The 15,717-nt window shown below is 70.1% G+C and carries 16 protein-coding genes; 8 read left to right on the plus strand and 8 right to left on the minus strand.

From position 1 onward, the window contains the following. Positions 1-7 precede the first annotated feature (7 nt). Positions 8-859 carry a DUF6454 family protein gene (locus AB0I69_RS12375; protein ID WP_363095546.1) on the plus strand — a complete coding sequence of 284 codons (852 nt, stop codon included), beginning with the start codon at positions 8-10 and terminating at the stop codon, positions 857-859. Between the two features lie 55 nt (positions 860-914). Continuing rightward, positions 915-1,691 (plus strand): methyltransferase domain-containing protein, encoded by a 777-nt coding sequence (locus tag AB0I69_RS12380; RefSeq protein WP_363095547.1) that lies wholly within the window; start codon positions 915-917, stop codon positions 1,689-1,691. Between the two features lie 5 nt (positions 1,692-1,696). Here AB0I69_RS12380 and AB0I69_RS12385 read toward each other — a convergent pair whose 3' ends face one another. Then, positions 1,697-2,950: an Ig-like domain-containing protein gene (locus AB0I69_RS12385; protein WP_363095548.1), complete on the minus strand. Its 1,254-nt coding sequence runs from the start codon at positions 2,948-2,950 to the stop codon at positions 1,697-1,699. A gap of 143 nt (positions 2,951-3,093) precedes the next feature. Between AB0I69_RS12385 and AB0I69_RS12390 the strand changes: the two genes are divergently transcribed. Next, positions 3,094-3,645, plus strand: a complete 552-nt coding sequence (locus AB0I69_RS12390; RefSeq protein ID WP_363095549.1) for a hypothetical protein — start codon at positions 3,094-3,096, stop codon at positions 3,643-3,645. Between the two features lie 41 nt (positions 3,646-3,686). Here the strand turns inward: AB0I69_RS12390 and AB0I69_RS12395 are convergent, their stop codons facing one another. Then, on the minus strand, positions 3,687-4,436 hold the full coding sequence (locus AB0I69_RS12395; protein ID WP_363095550.1) for a DUF4239 domain-containing protein: 750 nt from the start codon (positions 4,434-4,436) through the stop codon (positions 3,687-3,689). 38 nt (positions 4,437-4,474) lie between these two features. Then, complete coding sequence (locus tag AB0I69_RS12400) at positions 4,475-5,650, minus strand: hypothetical protein (RefSeq protein WP_363095551.1); 1,176 nt, start codon at positions 5,648-5,650, stop codon at positions 4,475-4,477. 440 nt (positions 5,651-6,090) lie between these two features. Between AB0I69_RS12400 and AB0I69_RS12405 the strand changes: the two genes are divergently transcribed. Next, the gene (locus AB0I69_RS12405; protein ID WP_363095552.1) at positions 6,091-6,318 is read left to right on the plus strand and encodes a hypothetical protein; all 228 of its coding nucleotides are present in this window, start codon (positions 6,091-6,093) and stop codon (positions 6,316-6,318) included. A gap of 105 nt (positions 6,319-6,423) precedes the next feature. Further along, the gene (locus tag AB0I69_RS12410) at positions 6,424-6,588 is read left to right on the plus strand and encodes a hypothetical protein (RefSeq protein ID WP_363095553.1); all 165 of its coding nucleotides are present in this window, start codon (positions 6,424-6,426) and stop codon (positions 6,586-6,588) included. A gap of 14 nt (positions 6,589-6,602) precedes the next feature. Here AB0I69_RS12410 and AB0I69_RS12415 read toward each other — a convergent pair whose 3' ends face one another. The 3 genes from AB0I69_RS12415 to AB0I69_RS12425 all read right to left on the minus strand — a co-directional run bounded on the left by AB0I69_RS12415 (position 6,603) and on the right by AB0I69_RS12425 (position 9,559). Further along, positions 6,603-8,105 carry an FAD/NAD(P)-binding protein gene (locus AB0I69_RS12415; RefSeq protein ID WP_363095554.1) on the minus strand — a complete coding sequence of 501 codons (1,503 nt, stop codon included), beginning with the start codon at positions 8,103-8,105 and terminating at the stop codon, positions 6,603-6,605. Positions 8,106-8,112: 7 nt separating this feature from the next. Beyond that, on the minus strand, positions 8,113-8,571 hold the full coding sequence (locus AB0I69_RS12420; protein ID WP_363095555.1) for a GNAT family N-acetyltransferase: 459 nt from the start codon (positions 8,569-8,571) through the stop codon (positions 8,113-8,115). A gap of 190 nt (positions 8,572-8,761) precedes the next feature. Further along, entirely contained in the window at positions 8,762-9,559 is a 798-nt protein-coding gene (locus AB0I69_RS12425) for a tyrosine-protein phosphatase (protein ID WP_363095556.1), read from the minus strand. Between the two features lie 135 nt (positions 9,560-9,694). On the opposite strand from AB0I69_RS12425, the gene AB0I69_RS12430 reads away from it, so the two are divergent. Beyond that, the gene (locus AB0I69_RS12430; RefSeq protein WP_363095557.1) at positions 9,695-10,243 is read left to right on the plus strand and encodes an EF-hand domain-containing protein; all 549 of its coding nucleotides are present in this window, start codon (positions 9,695-9,697) and stop codon (positions 10,241-10,243) included. A 114-nt stretch (positions 10,244-10,357) separates the two neighbouring features. Here the strand turns inward: AB0I69_RS12430 and AB0I69_RS12435 are convergent, their stop codons facing one another. Together AB0I69_RS12435 and AB0I69_RS12440 are read right to left on the minus strand one after the other, a co-directional pair. Further along, on the minus strand, positions 10,358-11,686 hold the full coding sequence (locus AB0I69_RS12435) for a class I SAM-dependent RNA methyltransferase (RefSeq protein ID WP_363095558.1): 1,329 nt from the start codon (positions 11,684-11,686) through the stop codon (positions 10,358-10,360). Between the two features lie 135 nt (positions 11,687-11,821). Beyond that, the gene (locus AB0I69_RS12440; protein WP_363095559.1) at positions 11,822-13,873 is read right to left on the minus strand and encodes an APC family permease; all 2,052 of its coding nucleotides are present in this window, start codon (positions 13,871-13,873) and stop codon (positions 11,822-11,824) included. A 370-nt stretch (positions 13,874-14,243) separates the two neighbouring features. Here AB0I69_RS12440 and AB0I69_RS12445 point away from each other — a divergent pair, with 370 nt between their 5' ends. Both AB0I69_RS12445 and AB0I69_RS12450 read left to right on the plus strand, forming a co-directional pair. Beyond that, positions 14,244-14,915, plus strand: a complete 672-nt coding sequence (locus tag AB0I69_RS12445) for a TrkA family potassium uptake protein (protein ID WP_033283949.1) — start codon at positions 14,244-14,246, stop codon at positions 14,913-14,915. Beyond that, positions 14,915-15,592 (plus strand): TrkA family potassium uptake protein, encoded by a 678-nt coding sequence (locus AB0I69_RS12450; protein ID WP_019061074.1) that lies wholly within the window; start codon positions 14,915-14,917, stop codon positions 15,590-15,592. The genes AB0I69_RS12445 and AB0I69_RS12450 overlap by 1 nt, the downstream gene beginning before the upstream one ends. The last annotated feature ends 125 nt before the right edge of the window (positions 15,593-15,717 follow it).

The following is a 15,717-nucleotide window of genomic DNA, read 5'->3' on the forward strand; positions in this document are numbered from 1 at the left end:
AACCAGCATGGCGTTCACCGTCAACGAGGCGATCACCCGTCTGAGGCGCTCCACGGAATGGGTGACCGTGGACCGGATCCCCCTCGACTTCACCTGTCACCATCCCCAGGGCCTGGACCGGGTCGGCGACACCTTCTACCTCACCAGCGTGGAGATCCTGGAGGAGACCACCCGTCTGGAGAACCCGGACGGCGGACCCGACCGCACGGCGGGCCGGGGGCGCGGCCACCTGTACGAAATGAGCGCCGACGGCAGGCAGTTGGGCCACTGGGAACTCGGCGAGGGCAGCGCCTACCACGCCGGCGGGCTCTCGTACGACGGAGAGAGCCTCTGGGTGCCGGTCGCCGAGTACCGCCCCGACTCGAAGTCGATCCTGTACCGGATCGATCCCGCGACGTCGGCGATCAGCGAGATGTTCCGCTACCCCGACCATCTCGGCGCCGTCGCCTGCGAACCCGACAGCGAACTCCTGCACATGGCGACCTGGGGCGGTCGCCGTCTCCTCGTCATGACGAGGAGCGGTGAACTGGTCCGGGAAATCCCCGTACGGTCCCACTACATCGACTTCCAGGACTGCGTGGAGATGCGGGACGGACTCGCCTCCTGGACCGGGGTCGCTGAGTATCCGGACGGTTCCGGCGGCGTTTTCGGCCTCGGCGGAGTCGCCCTGCTGGACATGAACACGGGCGACATCAAGCACGAGGCACCGGTGACCGTCCTGTCCCCGAAGGGACGGGTCATCACCTTCAACGCCACCCATGTGGAAACGGTCGGCGACCGCCTGCGCATGTACGCCCTGCCGGACGACTCCGTGGTCCCCGGGGACACCTGCCTGCTCGTCCTCGAAGCGGCCGTCTAGCACCTGGATCCGGTACGGAAACCAACGGACCGTCAGCGCGCCGAAAGGGCGGACCATGACGACACAGCTGGAATTCGAGAGCACGGAAGCGGAACGCACGGTGGCAGATCTGCTGCCCATCGACGCGCCGCTCGCGGACTGCGAGGAGGTACTCCGCTCGGTCCCGATCTGGTTCCACACCTTCGCCCTCAACCGGGCGGCGGGCATCTACACGCCGGGACTCGCGCGCGATCACCGCTACCGGATCCCGTTCCTGCCGGCCGACTTCCGTGGGCTGCGGGTACTCGATGTCGGCACCTGCGACGGTTTCTACGCCTTCCTCGCCGAGGCACGCGGCGCGGACCGGGTGCTCGCCGTGGACAGCGAGCAGTACCGCCACATGGTCAAGGAACGCTTCGGTGTCGACGTCGCGGGCGGCCAGGCGTTCCGGACGATCGGCGAACTGCTCGGCTCCCGGGTCGAGTACCGCAGGGCCGACGCCCTGGAACTGGCGGGCTCCCGGGAGAGATTCGACTTCGTCTTCTGCTGCGGAATGCTGCACCGGGTGGAGAATCCGCTCGGCATGCTGCACGTCCTGCGCGGTCTGCTGAACCCTGGCGGGCGGATCCTGCTGGAGACCTACGGGGCGGGCGACGACGGGGCGCGGACTCCCGCGATCCGGGTCCTGGCCCCCGGCGAGGCCAACGCCGGGGACGACGTCCACTACTGGGGCTTCAGCGCGCCCGCCGTCACCCGCCTGGCGCGGTGCGCGTCCCTGCGGGAGACCGGCGACACCGAGGAACGGGTCATCGACGGTCACCCTCGGATCATCGCCACCCTGCGCGCCATGTGACCGGCTCAACGGCTGTCGGGTCGCAGCCTTGCCAGGCTTCCCGGGTCCGTGCCGTCCCGACGACCGCCCTGGGACTGGGCGCCGCCCTCGCGCCACTCGTTCCAGGGCAGGTTCCAGTCGCCGAAGCCGTTTCCGAAGGGAGGCATGCGCGCGCCGCCGCTGTTGACGACGGTCACGATGTCTCCCTCGCGCATGGTGTCGAAGAGCCAGGCGGCATCGCGTGCACTCATTCCCGTGCAGCCGTGGGTGACGTTGGCCCGCCCCTGGGAGCCGACCGACCAGGGAGCGGCGTGCAGGTATTCACCGCTGAGCGTGACGCGCAGGGCGTCGGACACCGGCGTGTCGTAGGCGTCCGGGCTGCCGGCCGGGATGCCGATGCTCGTCCCGCGCATCCGCACGTACCGCTCCTTGCCGAGCACCACTTTGATCCCGTTGCGCGTGTCGAACCCGGGCTTCCCGGTGGTCACCGGGATCGTCCGCAGCAGTCTCCCGCCCCGGCGGACGGTCATGAGGTGAGCCCTCGCGTCGACAACAGCCTCGACGCGCTCGCCCGTACGCAACGTCAGGGCAGCGGAACGGGCCCCGTACAGGCCGTCCTCGATCCTGATGCCGTCCAGGGCGCTGCTCACCCGGATCTCGGCATGGGCGGGCCAGTAGTCCTTCGGGCGGTAGTGCAGTTCCCGGTCGCTCACCCAGTACCAGGCACCCTCGACGGGGCGATCCGACTCGACACGAAGGGCGCCCTCGACGAACGCCCGGGCCCGGGGGTCGCGTTCCCCCACGGGTGTGCTCAGCCGTGCCGTGAGAGGTTGCCCCACTCCGTAGGTACCGGCCCGGGTACCGAAGTCCACCCGCAGGGTCTGCCGGCCGGGTTCCGTCTCGAACGCCAGCGTACGGTGACCGGGCGCGCCGTTGCGTCCTTCGGTGACGACCCGGACGGTGTAGTGCGCGTCCGCGGCCAGCGGAGCCGTGCTGTGCCAGCGGGTGCCGTCCACGCCGAGTCTGCCGGCGAGGAGGCGTCCGGCCGCGTCGGTGACCGTCACGTCGGTGATACGCCCTTTGGCCCCGTCGACCGCGACCTCGACCGGCTTGTCGAGAGCGCCCTCGGCGCCCGTTCCCCGAAGTACGACCCGCAGCTCGCCCAGGTCGCCCGTCCCCTCCGCAGCCGGCGCTCCCGTGCCGCTGTCGCAGGCGGAGAACGCGGTCGTGAGGAAGCAGGCCGCCAGCGCGCCACGCGCGACCGTGCCCATCAAGTCCATACGCTCAACAGCTCCTCTCGTCTCGGTGGGCAGCCGTGGCCCGGTGCGGATGCGTGGTGTCAGGACCGCACATAGCGTGAGGCCGACCACGGGGGCGCCGCACGGCCCTCGCCGAAGGGCCCGTGACCACCGGAGGAACCTGGATGCTCCGCACCCTCCTGAGAAGCAAGCTCGACCACCGCTTCGATCTCTACGACCAGGACCACGACGGACTGGTCGGCGGCACGGACTACGCGATCGTCGCCGACCGGATCGCCGCCACGTTCGGTCACGCACCGCAGAGCCCGCACGCCACGGCGGTCCGCACCGCGTACGAAGGGCTCTGGAAGACCCTGTGCGACGCGACCGGCCACCCGACCGCCAAGGCCATGGGCCGCGAGACCTTCGACCGCGCCATGACCCTGCTCGCCCTGGGTGACGGGGCGTACGAACGCAACCTGGTCCCCGTGACCGTTTCCGTGTTCGCCGCCGCGGACGCCGACGGAGACGGCGCACTCGACCACGCGGAGGCCGTCCGGCTCGTGCGGGCGTTCGGCGTGCCCGCCGGGGTGGCCGAAGACCTGGCCACGGCCCTGGACGAGAACGCGGACGGCCTGGTGACACACGAGGAACTGGTGACCGCGTACCACGACTACCTGACCAGTGACGACCTCGACCGCCCGGGCAACGCACTGTTCGGCTGGACCATCGTCTGAGCTGCTGACGAACCGCCGTCCGGCACCTGTCCCCACCCCGTTCACGCCCCGGGGAAGTACCGCGTGAAGGACGAGGCGTCGATCGAGAACAAGCCTCCGAACGGCTGGTTGAGCTGGTAGACGAGGAGCACCACGAAGGTGATGAGCGCGGTCAGCCCCATCACCATGGCAACGTGCGTGAAGCTCCGCCGTACGCCGAACATGAACATGAAGGCGACGGTGAGTACACCACCGACGATCAGGCCGAACCACAGAACCGGGGACAGGCCGCTCGTCGCGTCTCCCTCGCGCCCTCGCCGCGCGTCGTCCAGCACGCTGAGTTGAGCGAGCACCTCCTGCGCCGTGACCTGTTGCGACGCCGTCGCGCCCGCGAGGCGCCAGTCCGCCGTCCGTACGTCACGCAGCAGGTCCCAGCCTCGATGTCCCAGGGGCCGCCCCGCCGCCATGGCGGGGAACTCGCTGTTCACCACATGGCCGACGTACGACGTCATTTCGCTGCGCATCCTCCGGGCGTCCCCGGACGGCAGCCCGTCGGCCAGCAGATAGACCTGGTGGGCGGCGCTCGCCTCGGTCTGCACATGCTGCTGCGCACTGGACTGGGTGTCCCAGACCGATACCAGGGCCAGGCCGAGGACCAGCGCGTAGAGAACGCCGACCATCATGGAGATGTACTCCGCCACGTCCTCGCGCGGCTCGTCGTCCGGATCCATGGGCCAGAAACGGTGCTTGACGCCCACGCAGGCCGCGGCGAGCAGGGCGACACCCAGGACGATGGCAAGGGTCTCGGTCATCGGAACCGGCCTCCCGTCAGGTGAGTTGGTGGGATGAGCTAGCCACGTCGCGTCCCGAGGATCGCGGCCGCCATGGCGGCGGGCAGCAGGACGAGGAAGAGGGCGGCGAGCGCTCCCAGCCCTGTGGGCCCCTGTCCGGGACGGTAGAACCGGCTCAGGATCGATCCGCTCCGCACCGGTGGCCGCCGGGCCTGCGGCACCTGCCCTGTTCCGCCGGAGGACGAGCCGGGCAGCAGACCCGTCCCGCCGACGGCAGCTCCTGCTGCCAGTCCGGCTCCGCCCGCGGCGGCACCTGGCACAGCGGCCACTGCGGGCGGCTCGGCGGGGGCCGGAGCGACGGGGGCCCCGGGCGCGAGTCCCGGCGCCGCGATTCCGGGCGGCGGGAGCGGCGGTACGACGGCAGCGGGGAGCGCGGGCGGACCCGGAGCGGGCGGCGCCGGCGCCACGGGCCGTTGCGACCGGGCGGCCGGAGGCACGGCAGCGGGCGACGTACGACGAGGCACCACCCGGCGGGCCGGTGCCCGCGGCGGAGCCGGCGACGCGGGGACGACGAACCGCGTGGCGGCTCTCGCGATCAGCTTCGGCGGGGCCACACCGACACCGGAACGGCCGAGGGTGGTGAGCCCGTCACTGCCCTCGGCGACTCCTTGGCTGATGTAGGCGCCGGGTCCCCTGCGGATCACCACGCGGCACAACGCGGGGCGCCCGGGATCCAGTCGGGCCACGACCGGCCGCCCGCCCGCACAGTCGATCACCGTCGCGGCGACCAGCGGATCGCTCACTCGGACATCGTGAACGGGCCGGTTGCCGGTGTTGGTCACCACGTAACGGATGGTCGCCTCCTGGCCCGTGACCCGCACCGACTCCGACAGCGCCAAAGTGCCTCCGACGCCCGCATATCCCGACCGCGCACGGGCCCGAGCCTCGGTATGCAGGTACGGAATGCGGCCGGAGGCCAGCACCTCGGCGGCCCACACACCGGAACGCGCGGTCGTCACGGCAGTGCAGGTCGCCGAAGAAAGTCCGCGCAACATGCGCACCCGGTCGCCGTCCGGACAGCGGATCGCGACACCGGGCAGACCCGGGTCGTCCACCCGTACGTCGTACAGGTCCGTGCCTTTCCGGTTGACCAGCCGGTACGTCTTCAGCACGGGATCACCCACCCGGATGCCGGGACTCAGTGCGCCGACCCCCGGGCGGGAGTTGACACTCACCCGGAGAACCAGCCCGTTCCCCTCCGCGCCGTCCGCAGCCGCCCGCCCTCCAAGAGCGGCGGACACAAGGGTGGTCAGCAGGGATGACACCAACAGGGCCTCGGCTAACCGACTGCCGTAGCCCGCACCACGATGCTGTCCGATCATCACACTGGAATGGTCGCCGTGCCCCCTCCGCCCGTACCTCGGGGCGCGCCGCTCCCCGCGCACGAGCCCGTCCTAATCACCCGATTACTCCAGAGGGCCTGGGGAAAACACGCGGTCCCTGCCCTTCGCCCCCCGAAGATCGAAGTCCACCGGGCGAGCCCACCAGAAGACGGCCCGCCCGCCCACAGTCGGAGTCCCGTCGACCACGTCCGTCACAACCCGCAGGTCTGATGATCCGTCCGGACGGACCTCGCCACGCTGCACCGGCATCCGACCTCTGCCACGCTGAGGGCATGGATAGCAGCCCTGGTCACGAACGTCCGGTTTCGCCCGGCACGGACACGGCGTGCCGAGGCTGTTTCGGTGGTCCCGAGGACGGTCAGGGCTGCAGCGCCTCGGCGCGGTTCGCCGTCACTCGCTACCGGGACGCCGCACTGACCGTCTGCCCGGGGCACCTGGGCCCGTCACTGCTGCTGGCACGCAACCTCCTGTGGCCCCCGGAGATCCGTCTCATCCGGTGACCTCGCACCGCGGCAGCGCCAAGGCCCGCGGGCGGCCCCGCCCCGACACATCGGTCCCGTCCGGCGTTCGCGTCACCCGTGGTGAACCATGCCTCGGTCCCCCTCATGATGACGTTTTCGAAACCGGCCGGGTCGTCTCCATGGCGGCTGCACGCGTTGATCGCGGACCGGGTGGTGCCGACCGAGGAGTCGTACTGGGGTTTCTACCGCTCGGTGCTGACCGGCCGGATCAGGTACCGGAACGAGGACGAGACCTGCATGACCCGCTGACCAGGGCCCCGGCCCTACCTGTCCAGCGCCCCGGCGACCACGTCCGCCAACTGCACCGCCTGACTCACGCTGTTCTCCACGGCGTTGGTCGCCAGCCACACGCCACGCGTCAGGTCGCCCACCACATGCAGACCCGGGGCTACGATCCCGTCGGCGCCCCGGACCTCGAACGTGCGCTCGTCGACCGCGATGCCGCCGAAGCGGTGGGCGACGGCCGTACGGGAGGACAGCAGGTCACGGGTGAGCGGGGCGGCCAGCAGCGAGTCCCGCCCGTAGCCGGGGCCGGTGGCGTTCACCACCACGTCCACAGGCACCGGTGAAGCGTCGGCGAAGCACATCTCGTACCCCGATCCCGACGGCCGCACCCCGATGAGCCCGGGCCGTACCGTGAGCCGTCCGTCATCCATCATCCCGAGCAGCCGCCTGGCGCTCACAGCCGGGAAGGAGGCGATGTGCACGGCCCAGACGCCGACATACGTGCTCATCAGCCGCTGCTTGCCGGGCTCGTCGAGCAGCCGCCACAGAGCCGGCACCCACGGCACCACCGCGGCGAGCACCGACTGCCGGCCAAGGGCGCCCGCCGACTCGGCGACCGCGAGCCCGGCACGCAGCGTCACCGGGGAGGACGGCGGCGGGTGCAGCACCTCGCTCCAACGGATCCGGCGAGTCCCCTCCGCGTCCTGCACCTCGCGCCCGATCACCGCGGCCACCGTCTCCAGACCGACGCCGCCGTCCCGGCCGTGCCTCCGCTGATCGGCCACGAACCCCGGCAGATGGGCGAGTTCGTACGCGGCCGTCCGCCCCTTCACGCTCGGCAGCAGTCCGGAGCGGGAGGCCAGCAGGACGGGTCCGGCGTGTCCGCGCTCCAGCAGGGCCAGTGCCACGTCCACACCGGTCAACCGAGTGCCGATGACACCGACCCGGGCGTCCACCGGCACCTCCAGGCCGCCCCAGGGGTCACGCAGAAAACGCGGTCCACCCTCCTCGGGCGCGTACCGCGCCGACGGCAGATGACCGAGAGCCAGCACCACCCTGTCGTACGTCGCCACCCGGCCCGACGCGAACCGGCAGCGCCAGCGCCCGTCGCCGTCCCGCCGCACAGCGACCGCACGTTCACGGGTCACCCGCACTTCGGGGCCCGCCCGTCGGGCCGTGCGAAGCACGTCGTCGAGCACCCACCGCGCGTACGCGCCGAACAGCCGCCTCGGCGGATAGTCGTCCCCCGCCGAAGGGATCCCGTGCCCGGCCCCGTTCCGCTGGCGCCATTGGGCGAACTCGCCCTTGTCCTGCGGGTGCAGACTCATCCGGTCCGCCCGCACGTTCAGCAGATGCAGGTCGCACGGGGTCGAGAACGCGAGCCCCGGACCCATGACCGCCGGATCGGCCACCTCGTACTCCAGCCGGGTCCCGACCGCGTCCAGCCGGGACACCAGCCCGCGCAGCACACTGGTCCCGGTGGGTCCACAACCGACCTGAAGCACACGGTACGGCGGCCGGACGGCGGGGACACGGCTCATCGGGCCGTCAGGGCTCGCCCGCCGGCGAGCCACCCAGTGCGGTCAGCTCGGGCCCGCTGATCCGGTACACCGTCCACTCGCCCATCGGCTTGGCGCCCAGCGACGCGGTGAAGGCGATGGTCCCGGTGTTCCAGTCCAGAGTCCAGAACTCCAGCCGCTGGTAGCCGTGTTGGACGCATTCCCGGGCCATGGCCTCGAACAGTGCCCGGCCCACACCATGACGGCGGAATTCCGGATCGACGTACATGTCCTCCCCGTAGACGCCGTGCGTTCCGGTCCAGGTGGAGAAGTTCAGGAACCACAACACGAACCCGACCACCCGGCCCTCAGCCTCTGCGACATGCCCGAACAGCGCGGGGCGCTCCCCGAACAGTGCCTGCCGCAGCTGATCGACCGCCAACCGGCACTCGTCGCCCGACTTCTCGTACGCGGCCAGGTCGTGCACCATCCGCACGATCGTCTCCATGTCCGGCTCCCGCACGGACCGAGTTCGCACATCCGCCCCCACATGCGCCATGCCGCCATCATGACGATTCCCGCCGACTCCAGCCACCCCGCCCCACGCCATCGGCTCGAATGCGCGACAACCGCAACCGCAGCCGGTGGAGGTGTGGAAAGGCCGGGGCGAAGGCCCCCGACCAGGCCGAACTCATGACTCACGCAGGCTCTCCACCACCCGCCTCCAGACTCGCGCGCAGCCGACGCAGGGTCCGGGGGCCGAGGCCCAGACCTTCCGAGAGGAACCCGGCAAAGGACCCGAACTGCGCGTCAACCTGAGCGAAAGCGGCCTCCAGGTATTCCGGGCGCGCCTCGGTGAGCGGGCGTAGCAGGGCGCTGTCCCGGATACCGTGCCGTGTGGCAAGACTCTCCAGTGCCGCCCTCACGTGCGGCCCCATGCAGTCATTGCTCTTCAGATAGTCCCCGAGCACCTCCTCACGCGACAGCCCCGAAGCCGTCAGCACCATCGCGGCCAGCCAGCCGGTGCGGTCCTTGCCGGCCGTGCAGTGGAACATCAGCGGCTGCCTCGCGGGGTCGGCCAGCAACCGGACGCTCTTGCCGAAGGCGCGACGCAGCACGGGACGAGCGACAAAGGCGCGATACAGGTCGGTCATCGCGCGCTCCGCTCCACTCCGGGCAATCAGCTGTGCCGGCCGAACCCCACCCGGGTGTCCATCCGGCGGCCCCAGGATCGCGAAGGCAGCCAGTGAAGGGTCAAAAACCGGGAGTTCCACCAGGCGGATGCCCTGTGCTCCGGTCCGCAGGCGGTCCGCGCCCAGCGCCTGCCGCTCCTCGTCGGAACGCAGATCAATGACCGTGGCCAGCCGGTGCGCGTCGAGGAACCGAAGGTCGCCGTCGGTGAGGGAGACCAGCGCGCTGGAGCGGAAGACCCGTCCGGGTACACCGAGGAGCGCACCCAGATCCCGAGCCCCTGGAGCGCCGCGCAACGGCAGCATCGTGCTTCCGACCTGTCGGGCCCGGTGCGGTACTTCATCCATACCAGTGATCATTGGTTGCCCACTTCAGACAGCGGGGACCTCCACACCGTCTTGATCCGAATGGCGCCCACGCCGTTCACACGGGAGGTCCTCATGGCCATCAGCGCCGCACGCGAGCGCAAACTCCGCAAGCGGTTCCGTCTCCGGGACACCGACCAGGACGGGTACTTGACCTGGGACGATTTCGAAGCCACCGCCCGCCAGTTGGTGGAAGGTTTCGCGCTGTCGCCCGACGCTCCAAGGAGCCGTGCGGTCATGGACACCTACCGCGAGTTCTGGCAGCAGTTCCTCGTTCCCATGGACACCGACGGCGATGGACGAGTCAGCGAACAGGAGTACCTCGACGCATTCGCGGGCGGTCTGATGAGCGACAGCTCCTTCGACCGGGTCTACCGCCCGCATCTCGATGCCGTCGTCCGCCTCGCGGACACCGATGGCGACGGAGTGCTCTCCCATGCCGAGTTCGGTCGGCTCATGAGCATGTACGGCGCCGCCGAGGCCGACGTGACCGCGGAATTCGACAAGGCCGACACGAACGGTGACGGCCAGCTCTCCACTGACGAGATCCTGGCTGTGGTCAGGGGATTCTTCCTCGACGACGACACTGACACGCCAGGAAGCCGACTGTTCGGCAAGGTGTAGCAGTCCCTGACCACTGCAACTCCCGGACAGCCCCCGTACCGCAGCCACGACCAGATGCGGATGGACTACGTATCAGATCGCCTGACCAGCGACCCAGCACGACAAAACCGCAGGTCAGGACACCTTGGCCACCGGTTCAAGGATCGCGACACACTCCACGTGATGCGTCATCGGAAACAGATCGAACGCCCTCAACGTCCGCACCCGATACCCCCCATCCCGGAAATACGCCAAGTCCCGAGCCAACGCAGCCGGATCGCAGGCCACATAAGCGATCTTCCGCGCCCCGAGGGACGACAGATGCTCCACCGTCTTCTTCCCGGCCCCCGCCCGCGGCGGATCAAGGACGATCAGGTCGACCTCGCTGATCCCCGTGCGCGGAAGCACGCTCTCGACCTTGCCCTGCTCGATCCGTACCCGCTCGAACCCGGCGAGGTTGTGCCGGGCGTCCTCGACCGCGCGCTTGCCGGACTCGATGCCGAGGACCGCGCCCTTGTCGCCGAGGCGGTCGGCGAGGGCGCCTGCGAAGAGGCCGACGCCGCAGTACAGGTCGAGCGCCATGTCGCCCTTGCGCGGCAGCAGGCCCTGCATGACGGCCTTGACGAGGGTGTCCGCGGCCATCGGGTGGACCTGCCAGAAGCCGCCGCTGCCGACACGGTACGTACGGCCGTCGGCCCGCTCGCGCACGAACGCGCGGCCGTGGACCCGGTGGATGCCGCCGTCGTGCTCCTCGACGCGCATGACCGAGACGGGGCGTTCGAGTTCGACCAGGGGCAGGCGAGCGCCGGGGCGGGGCTCCAGGATGACCATGCGGTCCTGGGAACCCGTCGCCGCGATCGCCTCGACCGACGCCATGCCGGACCAGTCGCGCTCCTCGATGCCCAGTTCGCTGACACCGGGCGCCGCGATCATGCAGTGCTCGACCGGCTCGACCTCGTGCGAACGGTGCTTGCGCAGACCGGCGTTGCCGTCGACGTCCACCGCGTACTGGACGCGCGTGCGCCACCGCGGCACCTGACCCGCGGGCAGCTTGTCGCCCTCGGCCGGCATCACCGTGCCGTCCCAGCCGGCCTCCTCGGGCGTGAGCCCCGCGAGCCGCTGCAGCTGCTCTGCGATGACCTCGCCCTTGAGGCGACGCTGCGCGCCGGGCTTGGCGTGCTGCCAGTCGCAGCCGCCGCAGCGGCCGGGGCCGGCGTACGGACAGGGCGCCTCGACGCGGTCCTTTGACTCGTCCAGGATCGTCACCGCATCGGCACGCAGGAACCGCGCGCCCTCCTCGCCGTCGGTGACCCGCGCGACGACGCGCTCACCGGGCAGCGCGTGCCGGACGAACAGCACCTGGCCCTCGGACGTACGGGCGATGCAGTGCCCGCCATGGGCGACGGGGCCCACCTCGACCTCGTACTCCTCCCCCACCAGCGATTTCTTCGGTTCTGCCTGCATGGCGGGGTGACTCCAAATGCGAAAGGGGGCGAGCGAAAGGACGTGCAAAGGGCAACGGCCGGACAACAGCCCACCAGTCTACGTGGACCCCGCCCGGCCGCTCACCACAAAGCGATCACCAGTGATCGGCGACGCTCAGCCCTTGGTGTCCGAGGACTCCTTGTGCCGCTCCTCCGCCGGCCCCCGCCGCACCGCACCCGGCGCGCTCCACTCCTGCCGCTTGCGGGCCCGGTTCTTCGCCGCCTCGGAGGACTCCAGCTGGTACGGCACGGACGTCACCATCACGCCCGGCGTGAACAGCAGCCTGCCCTTGAGGCGAAGCGCGCTCTGGTTGTGGAGCAGGTGCTCGTACCAGTGGCCGACGACGTACTCGGGGATGATCACGGAGACAGCGTCGCGCGGCGACTCCTTCCGCAGACCCTTCACGTACTCGATGATCGGCCGGGTGATCTCCCGGTACGGCGAGTCGAGGACCTTCAGCGGTACGTCGATGCCGCGCCGCTCCCACTCCTCGCGCAGTGCCTTCGTCTCCGCCGGGTCGACGTTGACGCTCAGCGCCTCCAGGGTGTCCGAGCGCATCAGCTTGGCGTAGGCCAGGGCCCGTAGCGCCGGGCGGTGGATCTTGGAGATCAGGACCACCGAGTGGACGCGGGACGGGCGGAGGCTGTCGTCGCTCGGGCCCTCGGGGGCGGCGATCTCCTCGGAGACCCGGTCGTAGTGCTTACGGATCGCCGTCATCGTCGCGTAGAAGATGCACATGCCCAGCAGCGCCACCCAGGCGCCGTGGGTGAACTTCGTGACGAGGACGACGACCAGCACCAGGCCGGTGAAGAACGCGCCGAACGCGTTGATGGCCCGCGAGCGCATCATGTGGCGGCGCTTGGCCTGGTCCTTCTCGGTGGCCAGATGGCGGTTCCAGTGCCGGACCATGCCGGTCTGGCTGAGCGTGAACGACACGAACACGCCCACGATGTACAGCTGGATCAGCCGGGTCGAGTCGGCGCCGTAGATCACTATCAGCAGAGTGGCCGTGCCGGCGAGCAGCACGATGCCGTTCGAGAAGGCGAGGCGGTCGCCGCGGGTGTGCAGCTGGCGCGGGAGGTAGCGGTCCTGGGCGAGGATCGAGCCGAGGAGGGGGAAGCCGTTGTACGCCGTGTTGGCGGCCAGGAACAGCACCAGGGCGGTGGCTGCGGCCAGCACGATGAACAGGAAGCTGCCCTTGCCGAACACGGCCTCGGCGACCTGCGAGATCACCGGGTTCTGGACATAGCCGGAGCCGATCGCGACGCCGTTGTGGAGCAGGTCGGTGCCCGGGTTCTCGGCCATCCGGACCTTGGTCGTCATGGCGAGGGCGATGATCCCGCAGAACATCGTCACGGCCAGCAGGCCCATCGCCAGGAGCGTGGTCGCCGCGTTCTTCGACTTGGGCTTGCGGAAGGCCGGGACGCCGTTGGAGATCGCCTCGACACCGGTGAGCGCGGCACAGCCGGAGGAGAAGGCGCGCAGCATCAGGAAGACGAGCGCGAAGCCCGCGAGTCCCTGGTGCTCGGCCTTGATCTGGTACGACGCGGTCGGCGCCCGCATGGCATCGCCGAGGACGAGTCCGCGGAAGGCGCCCCACGCGATCATGATGAAGACGCCCGCGACGAAGACGTACGTCGGGATCGCGAACAGCGATCCGGACTCCTTCACCCCGCGCAGGTTCATCAGCGTGAGGAGCACCACGACGGCGACCGCGCAGATCACCTTGTGCTCGACCACGAAGGGGACCGCGGAGCCGAGGTTCTCGATGCCGGAGGCGATCGAGACGGCGACGGTGAGGACGTAGTCGACGAGCAGGGCGCTGGCGACGGTGAGGCCGGCCTTGGGGCCGAGGTTGGTGGTGGCCACCTCGTAGTCGCCGCCGCCGCTCGGGTAGGCGTGCACGTTCTGCCGGTAGGAGGCGACCACGGTGAACATCAGCACGACGACCGCGAGCGCGATCCAGGGGCTGAAGTGGTACGCCGACACGCCCGCGATGGAGAGGACCAGCAGCACCTCGCCGGGCGCGTAGGCCACGGAGGACAGCGGGTCGGAGGCGAAGACGGGGAGCGCGATGCGCTTCGGCAGGAGCGTTTCGCCCAACCGGTCGCTGCGCAGCGCGCGCCCGATGAGGATGCGCTTGGGCACGTCGGTCAGTTTGGACACAACAGAGGATCGTAGGCCTTCGAACAGGCGATCCTCCACTCGCCACCTCCTTGGCCCGTGTCATCTGCCTCACGAGTGAAATCAGGGACGAGTGGAGTTGCGGATTCCGTCGCGAGTGGCGACTCCGTGTCTATATGACAAAACCCCGCTCCCGCCGCCTCCTGGAGGTTCCATGCCCGCGACCGCAGAGCTGATCGGCGCCCTGGCCGCCCTCGTCGGCCTCGGAATCCTCACCCTGGCCAGCGTGCGCAGCATCGGCCGTCGCTGATGCACAGGGGTGCCCCGGAAGGGCCGGGCGTGTGTAGCTTGGGCCTCGGTCTGAGACCCTGATGGGGCTGAGCATTGATTTCAGGACACCGGAAGGACGGTCGTGCACATCGTCATCATGGGCTGCGGCAGAGTGGGTTCCGCTCTCGCCCAGACCCTGGAGCAACAGGGGCACACGGTCGCCGTGATCGACCAGGACCCCACCGCCTTCCGTCGGTTGGGCCCCGGATTCGGCGGCCGCCGGGTCACCGGGGTCGGCTTCGACCAGGACACCCTCCGCGAAGCGGGCATCGAGGAGGCGGGCGCGTTCGCGGCCGTCTCCAGCGGTGACAACTCGAACATCATCTCCGCACGCGTGGCCCGCGAGATGTTCGGCGTGGAGAACGTCGCGGCCCGTATCTACGACCCTCGTCGCGCCGAGGTCTACCAGCGCCTGGGCATCCCCACCGTGGCCACGGTCCGCTGGACCGCCGACCAGATGCTGCGCCGGCTGCTGCCCTCGGGCGCGGAGCCGCTGTGGCGGGACCCCACCGGCGGTGTCCAGCTCGCCGAGGTCCACGCCTCGGCCGCGTGGGTCGGCCAGCGGATCAGCAAGCTGCAGGAGGAGACGGGCGTCCGCGTGGCGTTCCTCACCCGTCTCGGCGAGGCGATGCTGCCCTCTTCGCAGACCGTGTTGCAGGAGGGCGACCTCGTGCACGTGATGATGCGTACGGACGAGGTCGACAAGGTCGAGGCGGCGTTCGCCAAGGGTCCCGAAGAGGAGGGCGGTCACTGATGAGGGTCGCCATTGCCGGAGCCGGCGCGGTCGGTCGTTCGATCGCCGGAGAGCTCCTGGAGAACGGTCACGAGATCCTTCTCATCGACAAGGCCCCGACCGCGATCTCGGTCGAGCGGGTCCCCCAGGCGGAGTGGCTGCTGGCCGACGCCTGCGAGATCACGTCCCTGGACGAGGCGGCGCTGCAGCGCTGCAACGTCGTGATCGCCGCGACGGGAGACGACAAGGTCAACCTGGTCGTGTCTCTCCTGGCGAAGACGGAGTACGGCGTCCCGCGCGTCGTGGCCCGCGTCAACAACCCCAAGAACGAATGGCTCTTCAACGAGTCCTGGGGCGTCGACGTGGCCGTCTCCACCCCCCGCCTGATGTCGGCCCTGGTCGAGGAGGCGGTCTCGGTCGGCGACCTGGTCCGCCTCCTCCGCTTCAGCCACGGCGACGCGAATCTGGTGGAGCTGACGTTGCCGGAGGAGTCGGCCCTGGCCGGCACCCAGGTCGGCGACGTGGAGTGGCCCGAGGACACGTCCCTGGTCACGATCATCCGCGGCACGCGCGTCCTGACCCCGTCCCGGGAAGACTCCCTGGAGGCGGGCGACGAGCTGCTGTTCGTGGCGGCTCAGGCACGCGAGGAGCAACTGGAGGATCTGCTGTCGGTACGCCGGGAGGACGCGGCGAGCTGATCGGTTGTACGTCTACGACGTGGAAGGGCGCCCGCCACCCTGGTACTGGCCGCCCGCCAGCTGACCGAGCGCCGACGCGAGGAACTGGCCCTCCAACAGGCCCGAGGCGCGGGCACGTTGAGGTT

This window comes from Streptomyces sp. NPDC050508 (assembly GCF_040655155.1).
In the GTDB taxonomy this organism is placed as follows: domain Bacteria; phylum Actinomycetota; class Actinomycetes; order Streptomycetales; family Streptomycetaceae; genus Streptomyces.

Excerpts from the sequence above, each read along its gene's own strand:
- AB0I69_RS12385 (WP_363095548.1), bottom strand. The coding sequence starts at position 2,950 with ATGGACTTGATGGGCACGGTCGCGCGTGGCGCGCTGGCGGCCTGCTTC.
- AB0I69_RS12410 (WP_363095553.1), top strand. The coding sequence starts at position 6,424 with ATGATGACGTTTTCGAAACCGGCCGGGTCGTCTCCATGGCGGCTGCAC.
- AB0I69_RS12420 (WP_363095555.1), bottom strand. The coding sequence starts at position 8,571 with ATGGAGACGATCGTGCGGATGGTGCACGACCTGGCCGCGTACGAGAAG.
- AB0I69_RS12375 (WP_363095546.1), top strand. The coding sequence starts at position 8 with ATGGCGTTCACCGTCAACGAGGCGATCACCCGTCTGAGGCGCTCCACG.
- AB0I69_RS12425 (WP_363095556.1), bottom strand. The coding sequence starts at position 9,559 with ATGCTGCCGTTGCGCGGCGCTCCAGGGGCTCGGGATCTGGGTGCGCTC.
- AB0I69_RS12435 (WP_363095558.1), bottom strand. The coding sequence starts at position 11,686 with ATGCAGGCAGAACCGAAGAAATCGCTGGTGGGGGAGGAGTACGAGGTC.
- AB0I69_RS12390 (WP_363095549.1), top strand. The coding sequence starts at position 3,094 with ATGCTCCGCACCCTCCTGAGAAGCAAGCTCGACCACCGCTTCGATCTC.
- AB0I69_RS12405 (WP_363095552.1), top strand. The coding sequence starts at position 6,091 with ATGGATAGCAGCCCTGGTCACGAACGTCCGGTTTCGCCCGGCACGGAC.
- AB0I69_RS12430 (WP_363095557.1), top strand. The coding sequence starts at position 9,695 with ATGGCCATCAGCGCCGCACGCGAGCGCAAACTCCGCAAGCGGTTCCGT.
- AB0I69_RS12450 (WP_019061074.1), top strand. The coding sequence starts at position 14,915 with ATGAGGGTCGCCATTGCCGGAGCCGGCGCGGTCGGTCGTTCGATCGCC.
- AB0I69_RS12380 (WP_363095547.1), top strand. The coding sequence starts at position 915 with ATGACGACACAGCTGGAATTCGAGAGCACGGAAGCGGAACGCACGGTG.
- AB0I69_RS12395 (WP_363095550.1), bottom strand. The coding sequence starts at position 4,436 with ATGACCGAGACCCTTGCCATCGTCCTGGGTGTCGCCCTGCTCGCCGCG.
- AB0I69_RS12415 (WP_363095554.1), bottom strand. The coding sequence starts at position 8,105 with ATGAGCCGTGTCCCCGCCGTCCGGCCGCCGTACCGTGTGCTTCAGGTC.